This is a genomic window from Streptomyces sp. NPDC014006 (assembly GCF_043088925.1).
GTDB lineage: Bacteria > Actinomycetota > Actinomycetes > Streptomycetales > Streptomycetaceae > Streptomyces.
Map to the genome: position 1 here is coordinate 12868 of NZ_JBICAJ010000027.1, position 20313 is coordinate 33180.

General features: G+C 67.7%; 16 protein-coding genes and 2 pseudogenes. 8 read left to right on the top strand and 10 right to left on the bottom strand.

Annotated elements, in window-relative coordinates; all coding sequences use genetic code 11:
• Positions 1 to 11 precede the first annotated feature (11 nt).
• Entirely contained in the window at positions 12 to 734 is a 723-nt protein-coding gene (locus ACF1GV_RS40955; protein WP_391692017.1) for a hypothetical protein, read from the top strand.
• A gap of 406 nt (positions 735 to 1140) precedes the next feature.
• On the opposite strand, the gene ACF1GV_RS40960 is transcribed toward ACF1GV_RS40955, so the two are convergent.
• Positions 1141 to 1347 carry a transposase domain-containing protein gene (locus tag ACF1GV_RS40960; RefSeq protein ID WP_391692047.1) on the bottom strand — a complete coding sequence of 69 codons (207 nt, stop codon included), beginning with the start codon at positions 1345 to 1347 and terminating at the stop codon, positions 1141 to 1143.
• Between the two features lie 135 nt (positions 1348 to 1482).
• On the bottom strand, positions 1483 to 2364 hold the full coding sequence (locus ACF1GV_RS40965; protein ID WP_391692019.1) for an NAD(P)-dependent oxidoreductase: 882 nt from the start codon (positions 2362 to 2364) through the stop codon (positions 1483 to 1485).
• 96 nt (positions 2365 to 2460) lie between these two features.
• On the opposite strand from ACF1GV_RS40965, the gene ACF1GV_RS40970 reads away from it, so the two are divergent.
• The 3 genes from ACF1GV_RS40970 to ACF1GV_RS40980 are packed head-to-tail and all read left to right on the top strand — an operon-like array spanning position 2461 to position 3581.
• Positions 2461 to 2814 (top strand): winged helix-turn-helix transcriptional regulator, encoded by a 354-nt coding sequence (locus ACF1GV_RS40970; RefSeq protein WP_391692021.1) that lies wholly within the window; start codon positions 2461 to 2463, stop codon positions 2812 to 2814.
• Between the two features lie 17 nt (positions 2815 to 2831).
• Complete coding sequence (locus tag ACF1GV_RS40975) at positions 2832 to 3065, top strand: hypothetical protein (protein ID WP_391692023.1); 234 nt, start codon at positions 2832 to 2834, stop codon at positions 3063 to 3065.
• Positions 3066 to 3101: 36 nt separating this feature from the next.
• A complete protein-coding gene (locus ACF1GV_RS40980; RefSeq protein ID WP_391692025.1) occupies positions 3102 to 3581 on the top strand; it encodes a GNAT family N-acetyltransferase in 480 nt (159 codons plus the stop codon).
• On the opposite strand, the gene ACF1GV_RS40985 is transcribed toward ACF1GV_RS40980, so the two are convergent.
• From ACF1GV_RS40985 to ACF1GV_RS41000, 4 genes and pseudogenes are all read right to left on the bottom strand, one after another.
• Entirely contained in the window at positions 3565 to 4437 is an 873-nt protein-coding gene (locus tag ACF1GV_RS40985; RefSeq protein WP_391692027.1) for an IS5 family transposase, read from the bottom strand. The two genes, ACF1GV_RS40980 and ACF1GV_RS40985, sit on opposite strands and share 17 nt — an antisense overlap.
• Before the next feature lie 29 nt (positions 4438 to 4466).
• Complete coding sequence (locus ACF1GV_RS40990; protein ID WP_391692029.1) at positions 4467 to 4616, bottom strand: hypothetical protein; 150 nt, start codon at positions 4614 to 4616, stop codon at positions 4467 to 4469.
• A gap of 629 nt (positions 4617 to 5245) precedes the next feature.
• A complete protein-coding gene (locus ACF1GV_RS40995; protein WP_391692031.1) occupies positions 5246 to 5869 on the bottom strand; it encodes a hypothetical protein in 624 nt (207 codons plus the stop codon).
• Between the two features lie 163 nt (positions 5870 to 6032).
• A pseudogene (locus tag ACF1GV_RS41000) lies at positions 6033 to 6138 on the bottom strand (NAD-dependent deacetylase); the annotation flags it as partial.
• 60 nt (positions 6139 to 6198) lie between these two features.
• Here ACF1GV_RS41000 and ACF1GV_RS41005 point away from each other — a divergent pair.
• Positions 6199 to 6552: a VOC family protein gene (locus ACF1GV_RS41005; RefSeq protein WP_391692033.1), complete on the top strand. Its 354-nt coding sequence runs from the start codon at positions 6199 to 6201 to the stop codon at positions 6550 to 6552.
• A gap of 866 nt (positions 6553 to 7418) precedes the next feature.
• On the opposite strand, the gene ACF1GV_RS41010 is transcribed toward ACF1GV_RS41005, so the two are convergent.
• From ACF1GV_RS41010 to ACF1GV_RS41020, 3 genes are all read right to left on the bottom strand, one after another.
• A complete protein-coding gene (locus ACF1GV_RS41010) occupies positions 7419 to 18020 on the bottom strand; it encodes a LamG-like jellyroll fold domain-containing protein (protein ID WP_391692035.1) in 10602 nt (3533 codons plus the stop codon).
• Positions 18017 to 18154, bottom strand: coding sequence for a hypothetical protein (locus tag ACF1GV_RS41015; RefSeq protein WP_391692037.1), 138 nt, complete (start codon positions 18152 to 18154; stop codon positions 18017 to 18019). Before ACF1GV_RS41015 ends, ACF1GV_RS41010 begins: the two co-directional genes overlap by 4 nt.
• A 119-nt stretch (positions 18155 to 18273) precedes the next feature.
• Positions 18274 to 18837, bottom strand: a complete 564-nt coding sequence (locus ACF1GV_RS41020) for a BMP family ABC transporter substrate-binding protein (protein ID WP_391692039.1) — start codon at positions 18835 to 18837, stop codon at positions 18274 to 18276.
• Positions 18838 to 18942: 105 nt separating this feature from the next.
• Between ACF1GV_RS41020 and ACF1GV_RS41025 the strand changes: the two genes are divergently transcribed.
• Positions 18943 to 19323: a hypothetical protein gene (locus tag ACF1GV_RS41025; protein WP_391692041.1), complete on the top strand. Its 381-nt coding sequence runs from the start codon at positions 18943 to 18945 to the stop codon at positions 19321 to 19323.
• Positions 19324 to 19556: 233 nt separating this feature from the next.
• Here the strand turns inward: ACF1GV_RS41025 and ACF1GV_RS41030 are convergent, their stop codons facing one another.
• A complete protein-coding gene (locus ACF1GV_RS41030) occupies positions 19557 to 19700 on the bottom strand; it encodes a hypothetical protein (protein ID WP_391692043.1) in 144 nt (47 codons plus the stop codon).
• Between ACF1GV_RS41030 and ACF1GV_RS41035 the strand changes: the two genes are divergently transcribed.
• Together ACF1GV_RS41035 and ACF1GV_RS41040 are read left to right on the top strand one after the other, a co-directional pair.
• The gene (locus ACF1GV_RS41035; RefSeq protein ID WP_391692045.1) at positions 19699 to 19926 is read left to right on the top strand and encodes a hypothetical protein; all 228 of its coding nucleotides are present in this window, start codon (positions 19699 to 19701) and stop codon (positions 19924 to 19926) included. The two genes, ACF1GV_RS41030 and ACF1GV_RS41035, sit on opposite strands and share 2 nt — an antisense overlap.
• Before the next feature lie 165 nt (positions 19927 to 20091).
• A pseudogene (locus ACF1GV_RS41040) lies at positions 20092 to 20313 on the top strand (hypothetical protein); the annotation flags it as partial.

Sequence of the window (20313 nt, forward strand, 5' to 3'; positions counted from 1 at the left end):
AGCAGTGTCCCGTGAGACCCACCCGCCGCCGAAAGACTCGCCTCGTCCTGGCCGTCACCGCCGCGATCCTGGCCCTGCTCGTCAGCGCGACCGACCTTCTGGTCGAGCATCGCACCGAGGGGCGGATCGTCGCCCAGGCCGCCCGCCGGCTGCGGCCGGACGGTCCCGTGCGCGCCGACCTCACCACGCCCCTCGCGGGTCTGCACACCCTGGGCGGGGAGGTCGGAGACGTCGAGGTGAGCGCGAAAGGAGTGCACCGCCGGCATGCTGTGCTGGATGTGACCGTTCACCTGAAAGACGTGACGACCGAGGGCGACAGCGCCGGCGGCACCGCGACCGCCACTGTGGGATACGACCAGGTGGCGCGGCGCCTGGGCGCGGTGGGCAACGGCCTGACCGCCGGCGGCCAGGGCGGCGACCTGATCCTCTCAGGGAGCGTCGGCCCCCTGGGCCTGCCGGTCACCGTACGGGCGACCGTGTCCACGACCGCGCACGCCTGCACCATCACGCCCACCACGGTGAGCGTCCTCGGCCGAAGCGCGGCCGTCGACGACCTCGCCGCGCTGCCGGCCGCCTCCGGACTCCGCGACGAACTGCGGCCGAGGACCGTGGCCGTCACCGCACTGCCGCAGGGTGTCGCGCTCACCTCGGCGCACGCCGGCGACGACGGCCTCGTCCTCGGCTTCTCCATCGCCGCGGGGCCGACACCGAGCGCTGGAGGGACAACCGTCTGACCGTCCAGGCGGCGGTCACGCGGCGCGTTGCCGAGCCGGCGTGATGGACGTACTGGGGAACAGCTGCTGGGCCAGGACGGTCTCGTGGACCTTGAGCGGTCCGACCTCGGCCCGTGAACACGGCATGGGTGCCGCACTCGGCCAGGGCCGCCACCCTCGCCTGCGGATATGCGCTGCGGCCCTGCCCGCGACTGGTACCGGGACGCCCGAAGAACTGGGCGTTCGCCGCGGTGTCCGGAACGTCGAAAACCGTGCCGTCCACCGCGACCAACCGCCACCGCCGGTATCAGGCCCCCTGCGTCCGCGCGACCGCCACCGGCCGGCACACCGGCGCGAACAGGGCCCGCAACGGCTCCGGCCCAAGCCGCAGACGGGCCCGGCCGATCGCCGCCGTCGTGGGCACCCGTCAGGTCTTCACCCACCGGCCTTCGCGCTCCAGCCCCTGGACCAGAAGCCGGGCCACCTCCTCGTAGGCCTGCCCGAAGAACAGACACATCGCCAGGACGAAGTAGACCACCACCCGTGCCGGCAGGAGCCGCGTCCGCTGCTCGACCCTGCCGCACTCGGCGACCACCTCGTCGATCAGCTCCGGCGGAAACGCCCGCGTCAGCACTCCCAACGCGATCGATCCGAGAACCGATCAGCCTCCGGCGACTTCACCTGACCCGGTCTTGGCACAACCCGTCCAACGACCAGAACCCACCAAAGTCACCGGTATTCGCGCTGGGGCCTGCTGCGAAAGTGCTGGTCAGTGGACGAGCAGGTCGATGACGCCTGTGAGGTCCTCCTCGCCGCTGCCCTCGGTCAGGCGGCGGCGCATCAGCTCGAAGTAGGGGTTGAGCAGTTCCGGGCTGACACCCTGCTGCTCGGCGGTGCTCAGGAAGGTCGGTGTGCCCGCCACCTGCATGGCGAGGTTGGATACGACGCCCTTGGTGTAGTCGCCGGTGCGTAGATGGTCGGCGGTCTGGTGAACTGCCGGGGCCATCGCGACGAGCCAGTCGGCGAGCAGCGGGGCGAGCGCCGCGGGGTCGATGTCCTCCTTGCGGATCAGGGCGAAGGCGTGCGCGGCCCCGGCGAACATCCCGTACATGGCGCTGAGCAGTGCGACGTCGTGCAGGGCCGCGAAGCCCGCGTTCTCGCCGACGTAGGTGGTGCCGGCTGGGACGGCCAGCGTCTCCCGGTGCCGCTCGAACAGCTCCCGCGAGCCGCTGTAGAAGACGTAGCCGCCGGCCTCCGGGACACCGATCATGGGAGGGACGGCCATGATCCCGCCGTCCAGGTAGCGGGCGCCGCGTTCGCGGGCCCACTCGGCGCGGGCGCGCGCCTGGGCAGGGGTGCTGGTGGTGAGGTTGACCAGGTCCCTGTCGGATAGGTCGGAGTCTGCGAGCACCTCGTCGACCGAGGGGTCGTCCAACAGGCAGACGACGACCAGGGCGTTCGCCGCGACCGCCTTAGCGGCGCTGTCCGCGACCCGTGCCCCCTCGGCGGCGAGTACCGCGGCGCGGGCCGGGGTGCGGTTCCAGACGGTGAGCGGGTGGCCGGCGGCAAGCCAGGTACGGGCCAGTGCCGTGCCCATCGCGCCAAGGCCCAACAGTGTGACGGAAGTCTTCTCAACAGTGTCCTGTGCCATGCCGATTAGGCTGGTCACAGGCCCGGAGGTAATCAAGTACGCACTTGGAAGTGGGTGGTTACCCCGGGGTGAGCGAGCACGTCAGAGGGGCGGGGTATGACGACGCTGAACCGGCCGGGTGCATCAGACGGACATATCTGCGGGATCGACACCGCGATGGAGGTGATCGGCGGCAAGTGGAAGGTGCTGATCCTCTGGGCCCTCCACGAGCACCCCTGCCGCCGCTTCGGTGAGCTGCGCCGACTGCTTCCAGGCATCACCGAGAAGGTGCTGGCCTCCCACTTGCGTGAGCTGGAAGCGGACGGCGTCGTCCACCGTGTCTCCTACGATGAGGTGCCGCCCCGCGTCGAGTACTCGCTGACCGAGGACGGCATGCGCCTCAACGATGCACTCCGCCCGCTGGCCGCCTGGGGCCGCGAGCGGCGGACCACTCAAGGGCTGGAAGAGTAGGCAGGCTGGGGTCTGCCGTGAACGTGCTGGTCAACGTCGCTCCAGCCCGGCCGGCTCTGGCGGTCAGCACGCCTCTGTTGGTTGTGATGGCGCTCTGCCGCAGTTTCGAGATGCACCGCGAGCCGGTGGCCAAGCGGATCGTTGCGGCCGTGGTTCTGGCCGACGATCCGGTCGGTGGCGAAGTCGGCGACCAGGTCTGCCCGTTCGCCCTAGGGCGTGTATCGGAAGTGGATCTCGAGTGGAAGAAGTAATGGGTGCGGGCGCCTTACGCCCCTATACTCTGACGTATGCAGTCCACGACGATCAGGCGTGCCGTCGCGCAGGATGCGCAGCGCCTTACCTCGCTGATTCAGCAGTCCAGGGCCTATCAAGGGCAGTACGCCTCGATCATCTCCGGATACCGGGTCACAGCGGAGTACATCGCCCGCCATGGGGTTTTCGTGGCCGTCGATGCATCCGACCGGATACTGGGCTTCTACTCCCTCGTGCTGGAGCCGTCGGAGTTGGACTTGGCGTTCGTCTCCGATGAAGCGCAGGGGCTGGGTATCGGTCGGCACCTGGTCGAGCACATGATCGTTCAGGCCGGGGAAGCCGGGCTGACCAGTGTGCGCGTGGTGGCCCATCCGCCGGCAGAGGTGTTCTACCGACGCATGGGCGCGAAGCGCGTGGGGACAGTTGCTCCATCGCCGCCGAAGGTTGCCTGGGAACGCCCGGAGCTGCAGTTCACCATCCCGACGGCGTTGCAGGCAATCACAGCCACTCGTTGATGGCCGCGACGATGACGGTCGCCTCGTAGCGCACCGCGAGCTTGTCGTACCTCGTGGCCACGGCCCGGCGCCTCTTGAGGCGATTGATCCCGCACTCGACCGCGTGCCGAGCCTTGTAGTCCTGCGGGGCGAACTTCGGCGGCCGGCCGCCGCTGGAACCGCGCTTCTTGCGGTTGCGGACCTGGTCCGGGATGGTGCAGAGGATCCCGCGCCGCCGCAGGTAAGCACGGTTCTTCCGGGCGGCGTACGCCTTGTCGGCGCGCACCCGAGCTGGCCGGGTGCGCGGCCTGCCCGGCCCGAGACGCGGGACACGGACCTTGTTCAGGACGGGCTCGAACTGCGGGGAATCACCCCGCTGCCCGGCCGTGATCACGATGGACATGGGCTTGTGGCCCTGTTCGACGGCCAGGTGCAGCTTGGTGGTCCCCCACCGCGCGAGCGCCGGAGCCCGTGGTCGTCCGGCTCGACGGCGACGCCACCGGGCGGCTCCTGCTGCAGCTCCCCTTTTTCCTCGCCCCGGCGGCGTGCTGGTGGGCCCGGCACACCGTGGAGTCGACGTTGATTGTCCCAGGTGATCAGCTCTTTCGCATCGGCCCGGGCCTGCAGCGCGGTGAAGATCCGATGCCAGGTGCCGTCCCGCTGGCCACCGGCGGAACAGGTCGTACGCCCGGCCCCACGGTCCGTACTCGGCTGGCAGGTCCCGCCAGGGGACGCCGGTGCGGACCCGGAACCGTATGCCGTCGATCAGCTGCCGCCTGGCCCACGTCAGCGGCCGTCCGGGCTTCTTGCCCTTCGGCAACAGCGGTTCCCGCACCTCCCATTGCGCATCCGTCAGATCTCCACGTGTCACGAACATTCAAGATCCACTTTCGATACACGCCCTAGCTAGGGCCGCCGGAGCTTGTCTTGGACGGTGAAGACGAAGCCGGCCGCGACCACGAATGTGCTGCCGCTGGAACCGACCGCGGTCAGTGGTGAGGCCCCCAAGTGGTCGACCACGATGTAGGCCACGAGGGCGGCGATGGTGCCGGCCATGACGGCCAGGGTGACCTTAGGTGATGGTGGCGTTGACCCGTTCAAGGGCCCGGGTGAGCAGCAGGTTCTCGGCGCGGAGTTCGCTGGCGGAGGGGATGGCCATGTGGGATGGGTTCCTTTGGGCAGGCGCAGCGCCTGGTGATGCGAGTTGTTGTGCCGCGGTGCGGCGGTTGGTTCCGGCTGCGTTTTCCTGCTTTCAACGACGAAGGCCGGGCGCGTCGCGTGAGCGGCGGGCCCGGCCTTGCAGGATGCGTGTGCGCGGCGTTCCCCCGAACACTCCGCGGACCGGCATCGCGTGATCTTCAGATCGCTCCTCGGTTGCTGCGCCTCGCAGCCGCCGCTCCTGTCACGACTCCCTTCGTGCCGCGGGTGCTTACTCGGTCACAGGGGCTCGACGGCTCAGGGGCGGAACGGACCGACCGGGCCGCGGTAGTCCGGAATTCCCGCGTCGGTGGAGATACCCGCTCCGCTGAGGATGGCGACGAGTGGCCTGTGGTCCCCCACCCAACAGACGATGCTCACCTTCCGCGTCCGCGACCTGGACGCGATGCAGCCCGCCTGACCGCTTCCGCACGGGCCGGTGAAAAAAGTGAAGCCCTCCTGAAAGCTTCCGGAGGGCTTCACTCGCGTCATCGTGCCTGATTGTGGGCGAGCCAGCGTTCGGCCCACTGCCGTTGCGCAGGTTCGACGTGCTCGTAGGATGCGATGCGCTTCGCGTGCTTCCGCAGCGTCGCAATGCGTTCAGGGTGCGAAGCGAGAGTGAACCCGATACCGACCTGCCAGTATCCGGCAACCATCACCACGTCACCGCTCAACGACGTCGCGGCGAAGGTCGGGTTGCTCTCACCCGATCCGAAGACTCCGTTCGCACAGCCGACGCCGGCGATGTCCCATTCGTCGCGGAGCAGGACACGCACCCATCGATAGGCGGGAGGACTCTCCTCGTCTTCCGCATCCGGCGCATCGGCCGATATGTCCAAGCCGAGCAGAAATTCCCGTCGACCGTCACGCGCTGTCGAGAAAAGGCCGCACTCCTGGGCCGCACGCTCCCATTCCGCGTTGAACCTTGCACCCAGGTTCGGTTCGTCATGTTCGATGACGACGTCCGAGCGGCCGTCTTCCAACCCCAGGTACGTCACATACCGCGCGACGAGATAGGGAACGAGATCGTCCCGAGTGGCGACCACTTCCAGGAAGGTGAATCCGGCGCGGGAGAGATTTTCCGCAAGTTCCTGTGGAAAGTCGGCCGTCACTCTTTCTTCCTTCTTTCTTTCTTCGGTCTAGCCGACGGGCGGGCCGTGTTGTGTGACGGCCCGCCCGCCCTCAGATCACTTTCTCGTCAGGTACTTGTAGTGCCTGGGATCTCCATATTGGCGTGTCCCGTTCCTGATCGGGAACCAGGCGATTTCACCCGTCTTCGGGTGGACCATCATGCGTACCGTTCGGGCCGAAGTAGTCCGGGATGCCCGAGTCGGTGGAGATACCCCGCTCCGCTGAGGATGGCGACGAGTGGCCTGTTCATGGGGCCGAGCGTAGGCCGGGCGGCCGCCCGGGGCGAACGGATATCCGGCAGGATGGCGCCATGGAACGAGTACGGGGAATCGGTGGATATTTCCTGCGGGCGTCTGACCCGGCGGCCCTGAGCGCGCGGTACCGCGACTGCCTCGGCCTGGACGTCGGCGAGAACGGTCTGTGGCGGCAGGGGGAGGGGCCGACGGTGTTCGCGATGTTCGAGGCCGACACCGACTACTTCGAGTCGCGCACCCAGCAGACCATGCTCAACCTCCGCGTCCGCGACCTGGACGCGATGCTCACGCAGCTCCGCGCCGCAGGCGCCGACGTGGCCGAGGAGACCCAGGAAATGAACGGCGCGGGCCGCTTCGGCTGGGTCACCGACCCGGAGGGCAACCGCATCGAACTCTGGCAGCCCGCCTGACCGCTTCCGCGCGTCACGCATGCCCGATGACCCAGACCGGTTCCGGCTTTTCGCGTGGAGCCCGCGAGGATGTGGATGGTTTTATCGACCAACGCGAATGGCCCCGCCGGGGAAAAATCCGGCAGGGCCATTCGCCAATTGATGGAGTCGATGTCGAAAATTGATCGACTAGAAAAACGTTATGCGGGCGATCATCGCCTCATTCACCTCGGTGCCCGATGGACTCAAGCCATCTCCGGGAAGCCGACCGCTCCTGTTGAGGTGTCCCCCGCCATTCTGCTTTCCAATTCGCGAGTTCGCGAAGGCCGGTGAGAGTGCGGAAGTCATTCACCAGGACAGTGCCGATCGAGGAATCCCCCGTAGTGCCACAAACGATGACGTCTCCGGTCAGTGACAGCATTGCGAACTCCGGTGCACCGAAACCGCTTCCGAGTGCGGCAGCGGACCCCGCACCCATGATGTCCCAGGACTCGGCCAGCCTGACGCGCGCCCACCACCAGTCTCCGTCGTGAGTCTCGGTGGCTACTAGGAATTCCCGATCGGCAGCGAAAAGACCTCCTTCACTGGAAAGGTCGAACCAGCCTTTGTTCGCCATGGTGACGAAATCAGGAGTTCCGCTGTCGATGACCGATCGGGGCCATTTTCCGGATGCTGGCGGATACCCCGAGGCCCGAGTGGCGAGTGTTGGTGGGATGAGCGGATGCTCCGGGTCCATCATTTCTAGGTAAATCAGTCCGCCGGGAGCAAGGCGCTCAAGGTGGTCCATAATGGCAGCCTTTCTGGGAAAACCTGACGAAATTAATAGATGATGAGATGAAGCGGTGCACGGAACCCCTCAAGGGATTCCGTGCACCGCTCACTTTAGACTACCTCCACTTGTAAATCTTTGGCGACCCGTAGTTGTGCACGCCTTTACTTGTCAGGGGGAAGTAGGCGATCTCGCCAGTTTTTGGATTCACCATGATCCTTATCTGGTTGCCCGGTTTACCGTTCCAGTAGATCGGTGAATCCTTCCAGGACCCCCAGAATCTCTTCTGCTGCTTGGTGAGGTCTCGTCCCGTGAACTGGTCGACGCTTCCGTCCGGATTTTCCCGCGGTGGCATGTTGGGGTTGTTGAGATACTCGGTCACTAGATCGTGAGTTTCCGGGTCGACCGAGTAGTATTCCTCGTTTGCTTCGTGGCGTCCCTTGGTTTCCTTGTGCGAGTACTCCTCGTTAGGAGTCCAGTTGCCGCCGTCCTCGTCGTCGTCGCACCCCTTGTTGTGCACCAGGACTGGCGTCGCACCTGCCAGCACATAGTACGTGTGGAGTTGCTGGACGGTAAGGTTCCAACGGTTCGCCGCACCTGGGGTTATACGGGTGGCGACGACGTAGACGTGGCCATTGGTGGCCGTGTTGAGGGCATCACCTTGATGAAGTTCACCAGCGGCAACCCACGTGTGGGTGGTGTCGTTCCAGAAGGGATGGTTGGCCGTGGTGTGGAGGGTGGCGGTATGGCCGCCCTTCGTGCGGACGGTCAGGTCGAGCAGGTCACGGTCGTGGTTGATCAGTACGTGCTGGACCGTGCGAACGCCCTCGTGCTTACCCGTCTTGGCGCTCGCGGCCTCGACTTTGTCGCCGACCTTGATCTTGCCGATCGCCTTGGTCTTGCCGTCTCCCATCAGGACCTTGGTGTCTGGGGAGAAGCTGCACCTGCAGCCGCACGTCCGCGTCTCGGACGACCCCTTCTTGGGTGCCTTGAGGCCACCGCCCTCGTCGCCCTTGGCGCCGCCTCCGGCCTTGGCGGTTCCTCCGGCCGACTTCGGCGAGGCAGAGCTGACCGACTTGGCCGCGGACGAACCTGCTGCCCCTTCCTCGCCGGCGGCCGACTCGACCGCGAGGGCGCCTCCGCCCGCCGTGGCTGCGACACCGGCGCCGATGAGGGCTGAACCGCCTTCCGCGATAGCGGCTGTGATGCCGCCGGCGAGTGCGCCTCCGGCGCCTCCCATCGCGACGCCCTCGAGCATGGCGCCGCCGATGGCTCCGATGCAGGCGCCGGCGGTGGCGACGATACAGACGGCCGCACCGACCACCGCCAGGGTGACGAGCGTCGCGACGATGGCGGTCTTGTGCTTCTTGATGAACGCGGACGCGGCCTTCTTGGCCTTCTTCAGCGCACCGCCGACCGCCTTGCCGGCTTTCCTGAGCTGTGCGACGGCGTGATGGTAGTGCTGTTTCGCGCTCTTGATCGCATGGTGCACGATCTGCCGGGCACGGTGGTAGTAGTGCTTGGCGTAGTGGTAGAGGGTGGGATGGTGGTCACGGACGTACTTGACCGCCTTCCTGGCGTAGTGCTTGGCGACCTTCTTGATCGCGGCCTTCAGTCCGTGCTTCTTCACCTGCTTCACGAAGTTCTTGACGTGCCTGGCGGCCGACTTCAGGTGACGGCGCAGGCTGGAGTGGTGCCAGGCGTGGGAGGCCTTCTTCTTGATGGACTTCACCGCGCCCCACAGCGACCAGTGGCCGGTGGGGTCGGTGTTGGTCAGCGGGTTGTCGTCGCCGTAGGCGAAGCGGTCCGCGCCGACCGAGTCCGGGATGGGGCTGTTGGCGACGGTGTCCCGGGAGGAGAACTGGCCGATGTTGGGGTTGTACCAACGGGCGGCCATGTCGACCTGGGAGGTGTCCGGGTCGGTCCACTCCGACTGGTAGCCCAGGGCCCCGACCATGCTCTGCGTGGCGAGGACCTTGCCGAACGGGTCGTAGGTGGTCGATCCGGTCAGCGCCGTGCCGGCGTCGGTGAACTGGCCGACCACGTCGTCGTGCACGTCGGTCATGGCCAGCACCTTGGTGCCGCCTGCGTTGATGCCGATCAGTGCGCCACCGGGGTCGCGACTGTAGGTGCTGAAGCCGTCGGAGGCCAGGTTGTTGTCGGTACCGGTGTAGGCGAAGGTCTGGTTGGTGCCCCCGTTGTTGGCGGTGACCATCCGGTCCAGGCCGTCATAGGTGTACGTCTTTGTCCCGGAGGTGATCACCCGGTTGAAGGCGTCCGCCGTGGTGCTGGTGGTCTGGCTCTGTGCGTCGACGACGGAGCGCAGGGTGCCACGGGCGGTGTAGCTGTAGGTGCTGTGGCCGTCCGACGTCAGTTCGTTGCGGGCGTTGTACGTGTAGGTGTCCGCGCCGACTCTGGTGCGGTTGCCCGCGTTGTCGTAGCCGTAGGTGGTCGTGGTGGTGCCGTTGTTCCAGGAGGAGAGCCGGTCGGCCCAGTCGTAGGTGTAGGTGTTGGTCGCGGCCCCTGAGAATCCGGTGGTGGTCTTGGAGGTCTCGTTGTCGTTCAGGTCGTAGCCGTAGGTGACCGATGCCTCGGTCCCGCCCGCCGGCTTGGTGAGGGTGTCGCTGGTGAGCCGGTGCGCCCAGTCGTACTGCAGGGTGCGGTTCGCCTTGCCGGTCCCGTAGGAGATGGACGACGGCAGCGACATCGTGTTGTAGCTGACGGTGGCGGTGGACCCGGTGGCGGCGTCAGCGATGGTCTTCAGCCGGCCCGCGGTGTCGTAACCGTAGGTGGAGGTGCCCGCCGCGTCGGTGCGCCTGGTCATCTCCCCGTCGCCGCCGTAGGCGAAGGACGAGGTTCCCGACGGTCCGGCGGTGCTGAGCAGGTTGCCACGGTCGTCGTAGGTGAAGGTGTCGTCCGTGTTCGGAGCGGCGGCGGAGGTGACGCGGCCGTCGGCGTCGTAGCCGAAGGTGTGGTCCGCGGTCGCCGCCTCGGCACCGGTGCCGGTCTGCCTGGTCAGGTCTCCCGTGGTCGAGTCGTAGGAGTCGACGACGGACACGCCGCCGGGGGACAGCTGCTGCGTCACCCGCGCGTCGGCGTCGTAGACGGTGGTGTAGGTCCGGTCCGCGACCGCCGGGTAGGCAGGCGTGGACGGCTCGATCTGCGACTCCGGCAGGCCCCACTTGTTGTACGTGGTCAGCCAGTCGTGTCCGGCGACGGGGTTGCCGGAGGCGTCGTAGCCGTTGCCGTCGGTGAACCGGGTGATGTTGCCGACCGCGTCGTATCCGAACGAGGTCGTGATCGACTGTCCGGCCGCGACCGGCTGTACCTCCTTGGTCACCATTCCCGTCGCGTCGTAGGCGAGGGTGGTGGTGTGGCCGTTGCCGTCGGTGGAGGACGTCAGGTTGCCCTCCGGGTCGTACTGCGCGGAGGTGGTGCGGCGCACCATCGAGGTGGCGTCGTAGTCCGCGGTGCCGACCGCGTTGCCGAAGGCGTCGTACGTCGTCGTCGAGAAAGTGCCGTCCGGGTTGGTGACCTTGGTCTGGCGGCCGTCCAGGTCGTAGGCGTACTGGGTGGTGTTGTTCGCCCCGTCCACGACCGTGGTCTGCTCACCGGCCGCGTTGTAGGTGAACGACGTGGTCACACCGTCCGGCGACACCGACGACGACAGCAGGCCGCCGGGGGCGTCGTAGTGGTTGGTGGTGGTGTACGCGGCCTGCGACGGCCGGCGCTCGACCCGGGTGGAGGTGAGCTGGTGGCCCAGGTAGTCGTAGGTGGCCTGGGTCACCGCGCCGGTGGGGTCGGTCACCGACAGCAGGTCACCGTTGGTGTCGTAGGCGGTGTGGGTCGTGCGTCCGCCCGGCAGCGTCTCGTCGACCTGGTCGCCGAGTTGGTCGTAGGTGTAGGACGTGACCTTGCCCAGCGCGTCGGTCTCGGAGGTGATCTGACCGGCGCTGTTGTACTGCGTCGAGGTCACCGGCGTGATCGGCGTCGAGGAACCCGGCGGCGTGTACGTGGGCATGGTCTGCGAGACCTGCTGACCCAGCGGGTCGTACCCGGTCGTGATGACGTTGCCGTTCGGGTCCTTGGTCTCCGCCACCTCGCCGAAGGTGTTGTAACCGTTGTAGGCGACCGCGTGCGAGGCCCCGACGGTCGAGGTGCCCGTCGCCGCGTCGACCGTCTCCGAGTTCGCCGTCGGCGCCGTCGTGACCGCGGGATTCCCGGCCTCGTCGTAGGCGTAGGACGTGACGTTGCCGTTCGCGTCGGCCGCCCAGAGGGGAAGTCCCCGCTGGTCCAGGTCCGCCCGCGTGGTGTGCACGGTCGAGTTCGCCACAGGGAGCGTCCCGCCGTACAGGCTCGAGACCTGCGTGGCGGACAGTGCGCTGGAGTAGGCCTGGACATCGGCTATCGAGCCGTTGGCGTACTCGCCCCAGGTGCCCGCGGACTTCTTCCGGGCGATGTCGAAGGTGCTGGTGGCGTTCCACGGGGTCGTGAAGGCCTTCGTGCCGGCCAGAGCACCGTTGACGTAGAGCTCGAACTGGCTCGCCGCGGCGTTGTAGACACCGGTCAGGTGGGTCCACTGACCCACGACAGGAGTGCCGCCGGACGCAGCGGTCCAGGCGGCGCCGGTGGTGTCACTGGCGTGACCACCGAACGCCCAGGCGTTGGACCCGGAGGAGTAGTACAGCTGGAAGCCGCTGGTGGTGGTGCCGTTCTGGGAGACGAACGTGGAGTTGCTCGCCGAGGAGCCGAGCTTGACCCACGCCGAGACGGTGTAGCTCGTCGCGGTGTCCACGACCGGACTCGCGGTCTCCGCGTACGACGTGGACGTGCCGTTGAACACGGCGCTGCCGCCGTGGTCGGTCGACCTCGTCACACCGCTCGCGGCGGTCGCGGGGTTGTTCGCCCCGGAGGAGTCGGCCGCGTTGGTTCCGGACGTCTCGTTCAGCTTCCAGCGGCCGACCGGCGCGGTGTTGGCGTCGTGCACCGTCGCCGAGAGGGTGTTGCCGAGCGCGTCGTAGGAGTACGACGTCGTCTCAGGCGTACCGGAGGCGCCGGTGTGCGTGGACGTGACCACGTGGTCGTCCGGGTCGTACGACACCGTGTCGCTGCGGTTCAACCCGGCGGGGTCCAGCGTCGTGGTGGTCGTGCGGGACGCCGCGTCCACCGCGAAGGTGGTCGTGGCCGCGCCGTCGTCGGAGACCTGCTTGATCAGGTTGTCGGCGGCGTCGTAGGTGTTGACCTGGTCCACGAACGACTTCGGGTGGGCCGGGTCCGTCACCGCGTCCGTGCGGGTGATCGTCGCCGGGAGCCCGTTGTCCGTGTAGGTGTAGGACGTCGTGAAGCCCATCGAGTTCGTGACCGAGGCGAGACGTCCCGCCGGGTCGTACGCCCGCGAGTCCAGCGTCAGGGTGCGTGCGGGGGACGGGTTGTCCGGGTCACCTGTGTAGCCGGGCTGCGTGGTGGTGATCCCACGGTTGTCGGCGTCGAAGGTGTAGTCCGTCTCGTTCCCCGACGGGTCGACCTCGGTGACCACGTTGCCGTACACGTCGTGCGTGTAGGTCGTGGTCAGGAGCGTCTTGTCCGAGCCGTCCGCGTTGAAGGCCGAGACCTCCGACTTGGTGGCCATGCGGTTGCCCGAGTCGTAGGTCCACTCGGTGCGGCGCTGTCCGTCCCCGCCGGTCAGGTCCTTGATCGTCTCGGAGAGAGGGTTGCCGTCGGTGTCGTAGACCGTCGTCGTCTGCGCGGTGTGGGTCGCGCTGGTCACGCGGTCGAGGACGGGCGGGGCGGTCTCGGAAACGACCTGGTCGTCCTTGTCGTACGTGTACGACGTCGTCAGACCCGCCGGGTAGCTGTCCGATATCTCGGTGCTGCTCAGCTTCCGGCCGATGTTGTCGTAACCGAAGTTGACCGACGCGCCGTTGGCGTCCGTCTGCCGCGCCAGGTCACCGTTGTGGTTGTAGGTGTACGTCGTGGTCGCGCCACCCGGCGTGACGGTGGACGCCTCCAGGTACGCCGGGGCGTACCCGCTGTCCGCGGCGGCCGTGGTCGCCGTGGTGTAGGTCGTCGTCGAGGTCCGGCCGGCCGGGAAGCCCGGCACCGGCGGGGTGGTCACCGTCGTCTGGTTGCCGTACTGGTCGTAGCCGTAGCTCGTCAGGTACGTGTTGTCCGTCGGACCGGAGGAGCGCCCGTCCCGCTCGGTGAGCATCAGGTCGTTGCGCGGGTCCGGCGTCGGGTTCGCCGTCGTGTCGTCCGGATAGTAGGTGTAGTACTCCGTCGCGCACAGGTTCTGCGACTGGTCCTGGCACGTCGTCTTCGACACCACGTTGCCACGCACGTCGTGACCGGTCGTGGTCGTGTTCCCGTCCGGGTCCGTGGTGGTGTAGAGGAAGCCGGAGGTGTCGTACCCGTAGGTGGTGCGGTTGCCCAGCGCGTCCGTCTGGAAGAGGACCCGGTCACCGTTGTCGACGTCGTAGCCGTAGGTGATGTACTTCGTCGACCCGTCGGTGGTCGGCACCTGGATCTGCACCGTCCGCACCGGCGCGACACCGGAGGAGGCCTTGTACGCCGACCACTGCTGCGTCACCTGGGCGGCGCTCAGGGCCGAACGGAAGACCGCGACCTCGGCGAGCGATCCTTCCCAGTAGTCGCCCTCGTTCCCCGCGTACAGGGCGCGTCCGATCTGCAAGGCGCCGGTCGCGGACCACACGTTCGGCCGTGCGATCGTGCCCTGGAGCGTGCCGTTGACGTAGAGCGCGAGCTGGCCGCTCGTGGCGTCGTAGCTGGCCGCGAGGTGGGTCCACTGGCCGGTCGCCGCGATGGCGGTCGAGTACACGGCCTGCGTGGTCAGGTTGCCGCTCGAGGAGTCAGCCGTCGGAACCCGCAGCGCCCACTTGTTCTGGGTGTGCTCGTAACCGAGGTAGAACCCGGCGTGGTACGTGCCGTCCTGGCTGACGGCCGTGTAGTTGCTGGTGGTGGATGTGAGGTTCACCCAGGCCGAGACGCTGAAGCTCTTGGAGGTGTCGACCTCCGACGTGCCGGGGCTCGCCCAGGAGCTGGAGGCCTTCGCGAACGACGCCGCCTTCACGTCACTGGCGCCGAACGGGCCGGCGGCGTTGAGGGTGACGTTGTTGTAGGTGGCGTGGCCGGTGTTGACCTCGTTGGCCCCGGCGGAACCCGAGGTGTCGCTCAGCCGCCAGTAGCCGGAGGGTCCGGCACCCATCACCGCGGAACGGTAGACCTGCGAGGATCCGGTCACCGTGGGCGGGGTCAGCTTCCAGACGCCGCCGTTGTTGTCCGTCTCCTGGGAGATGGTGTCGTCGACCGCGTTGTACTGCACGCTGTTCTGGATCTTGCCCGAGGGCAGCGTGATGGTCTGGAGCACCTTCGCGGACGTCGTGGCCGCCGAGTACTGGTTGGTGATCGTCGCCGCGTCCAGCGGCTGGTTGAAGATGGCCGCCTCGGCCATCAGACCGCTGTAGTGGCCGAGGGTGTCGGCGGGCATGTCGGGCCAGCCGTGGGTGTCCACACCCGCGCCGAAGGTGACGTACGGCTGGTTCCAGGACCACAGGCTGCCGGCCATGGTTCCGGCCAGGGCGCCGTCGAGGTACATCGACTGGGTGTTGCCCGCGGAGGTGAGGACCACCTGGTGCCAGGCGTTGTTGTTGACCGTGGTCGCGGACTGGATCGGGGTGTTGCAGCCGGCGGCCATCGCGAAGCAGCCGTGCAGCTTGCCGTTGGTGCCGATGTAGATCGCCGGGGTGTTGTACTTGGTGTTCGCGACCGGGTCGGAGTCGGTCAGCGGCTTGTCACCGTAGTAGAACAGCACGCCGCCGGCCTGGGACGTCTTGAACCAGAGCGACACCGACGCGTACGTGCGCGTCGCGCCCGGCGTGCCCGGGATCGACAGGTACGAGCTGGTGCCGTTGAACGACGCGGCGTGGCTGCTCGCCAGCGGCCCGGTCGAGCCCAGGGTGACGTTGTGGTAAGTGCCGTTGACGTTGCCCTCGTTGGTGTCCACACCGTCGGCGGCCGTCGTGCCGGACGTCTCACCCATGCGCCAGTACGCGAACGGGTCCGCGTCCAGCACCGTGGTCCGGTAATGGTTGCCGGCGGCGTAGCCGTAGGTGGTGCAGTGCGTGGGGTCGGCAGGCGGGCAGACCGAGGTCAGGTTGTCGCCGCTGTAGCCGTAGCTCCAGGTCTCGATGGTGCTGGAGTTTCCCGCCGTCGCCGGATCGGTCGCCACCGTCGCCACGTGGGAGACGGTCGCGCCCGAGGGCTTCGACCAGGTGAAGTTCAGCGTGCGGCCCGAGACCTGCGAAGTGATCTTGGTGAGCGGGCCGGAGCTGTAGTCGAAGGTCTCCGCGCGGCCGGCGTAGTCCGTGATCGAGGTGATCGCGTACGCGCCCGTCCTGCCCGTGATCCCCTTCTGGAAGAGGTAGGCGGTGTCGTCCTTGTCCACCAGCTTGTAGCCGGCCGGCGTGGTGGTCGCGGTCAGGGACGCCCAGCGCCCCGGCGGCGGGGTGAAGGAGCCGTCGGCGTTCTTGCCGAAGCCGACCTGCGAACCGTCGGGGTAGGTGATGTTGACACTCGCCACCGCGCCCGAGGAGTCCTTGACCTCCGCGGCCTCCATGTCCGCGACCGTCGACCAGCCCGCGCCGAACGCGCCGTCCACCCGCGGGTCCAGGGAGTTGTAGTCACGCTCGACCGACAGCGACGGGCCGACCGTCTGCACGTCGGCGTCGGTGTCGGAGGTGGTGTAGTTGCCGACGCTCGGATCGAAGTCGTGTCCGTCGGTGTTCTGCGACAGACCCGAGGTCACCACGGGCTGCGGCACCACGGCCGTGAGCTCGCTCTGCGTCCACGGCGAGTACAGCAGGCTGTCGTAGGTGCGCACCTGCCACAGGTAGGTGCCGCCCCAGGTCATCTTTCCCGAGGGGACGGTCCAGTCACCACCGGAGATCAGCCCCGAGTCGGAGATCACCGCACCGGTGGAGGCGTCCAGGAGCTGGAACTGGTACTTCAGCGCCGAACCCGGGTAGTTGTCCGAGTCGTAGCCGTACGCCACCAGTTCGGGCTTCAGCGTCTGGGTGTTGTAGTTGTCCGGCGGGTAGGAGGCGTCGATCTGCGGGGCGACGTTCCCGTTCAGCGTCAGGTCCAGGTAGGGCCGGTAGCTGGTGGGGGCGTTGACCGAGTCGAACTGCTTCCAGTGCAGGGCGTCGGTATTCGTCGAGTACAGCGCGAGACCGTGGTTGCTGACCGTTCCGCCGGCGATGCCGTTGAACCAGGTGGTGTTCAGCGGCACGTTCATCCACGTACCCGTGGTCCGCGAACCGCCGGAGTTGGTGCACGCCGCACCCGGGTTGGCGGTCAGCTGCCCCAGCGCGGGGCTGCCGTACGCCGGGCCTGGGTAGGACGTCACCGCCGAACTTGTCCACGAGGCACTGATCGGGGCGACGGAGAACGGCTCAGCGGTACAGGTCGCGGCCCAGATGTCGAAGAGGTGCAGGCTCGCCGCCGACACGGTCTGACCGGTGATCATGCCGGTCAGACCCGTCAGGTGCAGGAACGAGTTGGCGCTGTGCGTGCCGGAGTCGTAGGAGCCGACCTTGAGCACGTCCTCCGTGGAGTGGTCGCCCGAGAGGTTGCTCTCGGCGTACGTGCTGTCGCTCACGGCCAGCGTCGGGTCCACCGTGACCGGCCACACCCGGTCCTTGGCACCCAGCCACGAACGGTCCGCCGTCATGGTCAGGATCCAGTCGTCGCCGGACCGCGAGAGACCGTACTCCACCGCCTGCGAGGTCGTCGGCTCGCCGGACCTGCGGTTCACGTTCGAGTCCTGCATGAACGCGTGCGGAATCCGCTCCACCACGGCGCCCGAGGCGTCGGTGAACTCGACCGACCCCTGGTCGGCGAGGCGCGGCGTCAGACCCGAGGCGTCCAGCTTGAACGACCACGACGTCGGCGCCTTCGCCGAGGACAGGACGATCTTCTCCTTGACGCCGTCCGCCAGCGGTACCAGCTCCAGGTCTGTGTCCGGCAGCACGCCGGCGTAGGAGACGGTGCCGTCCGCGTCCGTGACGCCCGGCACGTCCTGCGCGCCCTTCAGCGCGTACGCCACGTTGTGCCCGGAGCCGGACTCCACCGACGCCAGCCGCACGTCGCCCGCCACACCGGCGAGGTCGACCGCCACGTCGTTGGCCTTCTCCCGCCAACGTCCGCCGGACTTCACCGGCGTGGTGTCGATCGGCTTCCAGGAGCCGTCGGGGGCGCGGAAGTTGTGGCGGGAGAAGTACACGCGCCTGGTCGTCGTGCCGTTCGCGTTGCGGAACACGTCGATCTTCGCCGACGAGGCGGCCGCGTCGCGCTTGCTGGTCGCCGCGACGAAACCGTCACGCCCCTTGACCACCGCGGCGCCCGTGGTGTGTTCCTTCGTGGCGCGGTGGTGCCGGGAGTCCGCGGGCAGTTCGCCCTTGCCGGAGCCCGGCTTGTGACCGTGGCCGCCGTTCGCGCGCGTGCGCGCCGCCGACGCGGTGTGGGCCAGCCCGCTCGCCGAACCGCCGAGCTGCTTGGGCAGCTTGAGCGGCGAGGTGTTGAGCCAGTCCCAGAGGCCGCTCAGGGTCATCTTCGGCATGGCCAGAGCCGGGAGTGTCATTCCCTGCGCCATCGCCTCTTCGGCGGACGGTATGAACGCGAGCAGGAAGCTGACCAGCAGGGTCACGCCGCGCGCCAACCAACGGCGGCGCAACCACCGTGGTTGCCGCGCTGAGCGGCGACGTTGAGGGGAGGACATGATCGATCCTTAAAGGAAACATTGCGAACACAAAACAAGATCGATGCTTCCTTGTTGATCACGTTCTGACCATAGCCAGTCGGTCTTCTTACATGATCCTTACTGGGTATAAGGCAACCGTTGTCCGACCAGTCCAATATTCCTGGTCCGTATGCGGATGGAACTCCTCGAAGGGGATGTGTCAGGACGCTCGGGTCAGAGAGGTGAGAAGTTCGCGCACGTGCTCCCTCACCTTCGTCCGGTCGCCCTCCCGCACCACCGAGACGTTCGCGGAATCCGCCCCGTCGCCCACGACGACGAAATGCACGCCCTTGTGACGGGGCGCCACCGAACGCACGGCGTTCACCGGCGTCGAGCCCACGGCCACGACCACCGAACAGTGCTCCTGCACCAAAGAGTTGACGTACGGCACGACGTTCGCCTGGGTGTCCGGCCCCGTCGCCGACAGGAAACTCGCCCGCGCCTTGGTCGCGAGGGAGGCGTCCTGCATGCCGGCCCACACCGGCGCCGCCGGTAGACCCGGCGAGATTCCGCGGCTGTCGGTGAGCAGACAGGCGTCCACGTCGCGGTAGGCCCGCGCCGTCGGCTCCACATCGTCCTTCCCTGTGGACGGCCACAGGAAGACCGCCGCCACCGCGGCGGCGACCACGACCCCGAGTCCCACGCCGAAGACGACCGGACGCCCACGCACCGCCCCCCGCGAAGCCGACCAGATCCGCCCCAACCACTGCCACGACCACTGCATGTCCGTGTCCTTCCGGAATCCCGGAGTGACCATCACCCCGTGCGGAGGCGAGAATAGAACAGTGTTCCGACCTCAAGGGCTCTGCGTCAGCCGAGGCTTCCACCAGTGGATGAGTCGCTTGTTGCGCGGGTGCGGCTGCTTGATCAGCAGGGTCGGTCGGTGAAGGCGATCGCCAGGGCGATGGGGATGAGCGCCGCAGACGTTGTCGGGGTGCTGAATGGCGCGGTCGCGGCCTCGGGGCCGGGTCGCGGCGAGCCTCGTAGCTGGGTGAACGCCGGCTGGAACCGCAGTGTGGATCTTGAGGGTGCGCCGCAGTGGGCGGGCCTTGACCCCGGCGCTTCCGACGCGGAGGAGGTGCGCGGCCTGGTCGCGGTGCTCGTCGCCGCGGACAGCACGCGTTCAACGAAGGCGCAGGCCGCGGGGTTCCTGCGGGACGTGTGGTGTCTGGGGGTGAAGAAACGCGCCCGCTCCGGAGCCGATGAGTGAGAGTCGGCCGGCCAGGCACCGGGGGGCTCTACCTCAGCGCCTTCGAGGGGCATGTGCAGGTTCCGGCCGACCTCGCCCGCGCTCTGGTGTTCGGGGCCGCCGACTACACGCGCGGCTTCGGCTTCGAACCCGAGGGGGAGCTCGCCGAGGAGTTCACGCAGGCCGCCGTGCTGCTCGACGAACCTGCGGGCCCCAGCCGATCGGCTTTGGCCGGGGCGGCAAGCCCTTCTTCGTCAACGGCCTACGACGATCCAGAGCAGGTGTTGCGGACGCTGCGGCGCGCGGTCGGCGACGACGGTTTCCCCTTCGAGGTCGCCTTCGCCAGCCAAGGCGAGGGCGAGGTAGATGCCCAGCTTGCTCGCGATGATCCCGCCCATGATCCCGACCCCTTTGCGGCACACGCACACGATGCCGCCGCGCGGCGGGAGCCCACGCCGCGGCGACGGCGGATGGCTGTTCCGCGATGCCGGCGCCGTCACACTTGTCGACCAGGCTCTGTATACGGCCTTCATCGCCGTGGCGGCCGCACTCGCCAACCGGCAGCCCGGCGACCCGGAGTTGATTCACGAAGACACCGGAATGTCCAACGGCCCTGCAGACTAGGCCGTTCCCTTCGGATCACCTCGCCGACCAGATGAAGATGGCGGCGAGGTGGAGTCCGGCAAGGTAGATGGTGGCGGTCTTGTTGTATCGAGTGGCCAGGCCGCGCCAGTGCTTGAGCCTGTTTATGCACCGCTCGACGGTGTTGCGCTGCTTGTATGCCTCGCGGCTCAGCTGACCGAGACCGAGAAGGAGCGGCTGCTGAAACTGGAGGAGGCCCTGCACTCCTGGGTCGTCGGCCAGGACGAGGCGGTCACCGCGATCGCCCAGGCGGTGCGCCGCAACCGGGCCGGCGTGGGCGACCCGAACCGGCCCGTCGGTTCCTTCCTCTTCCTCGGCCCGACCGGCGTCGGCAAGACCGAACTGGCCAAGGCGCTCGCCGAGCTGCTC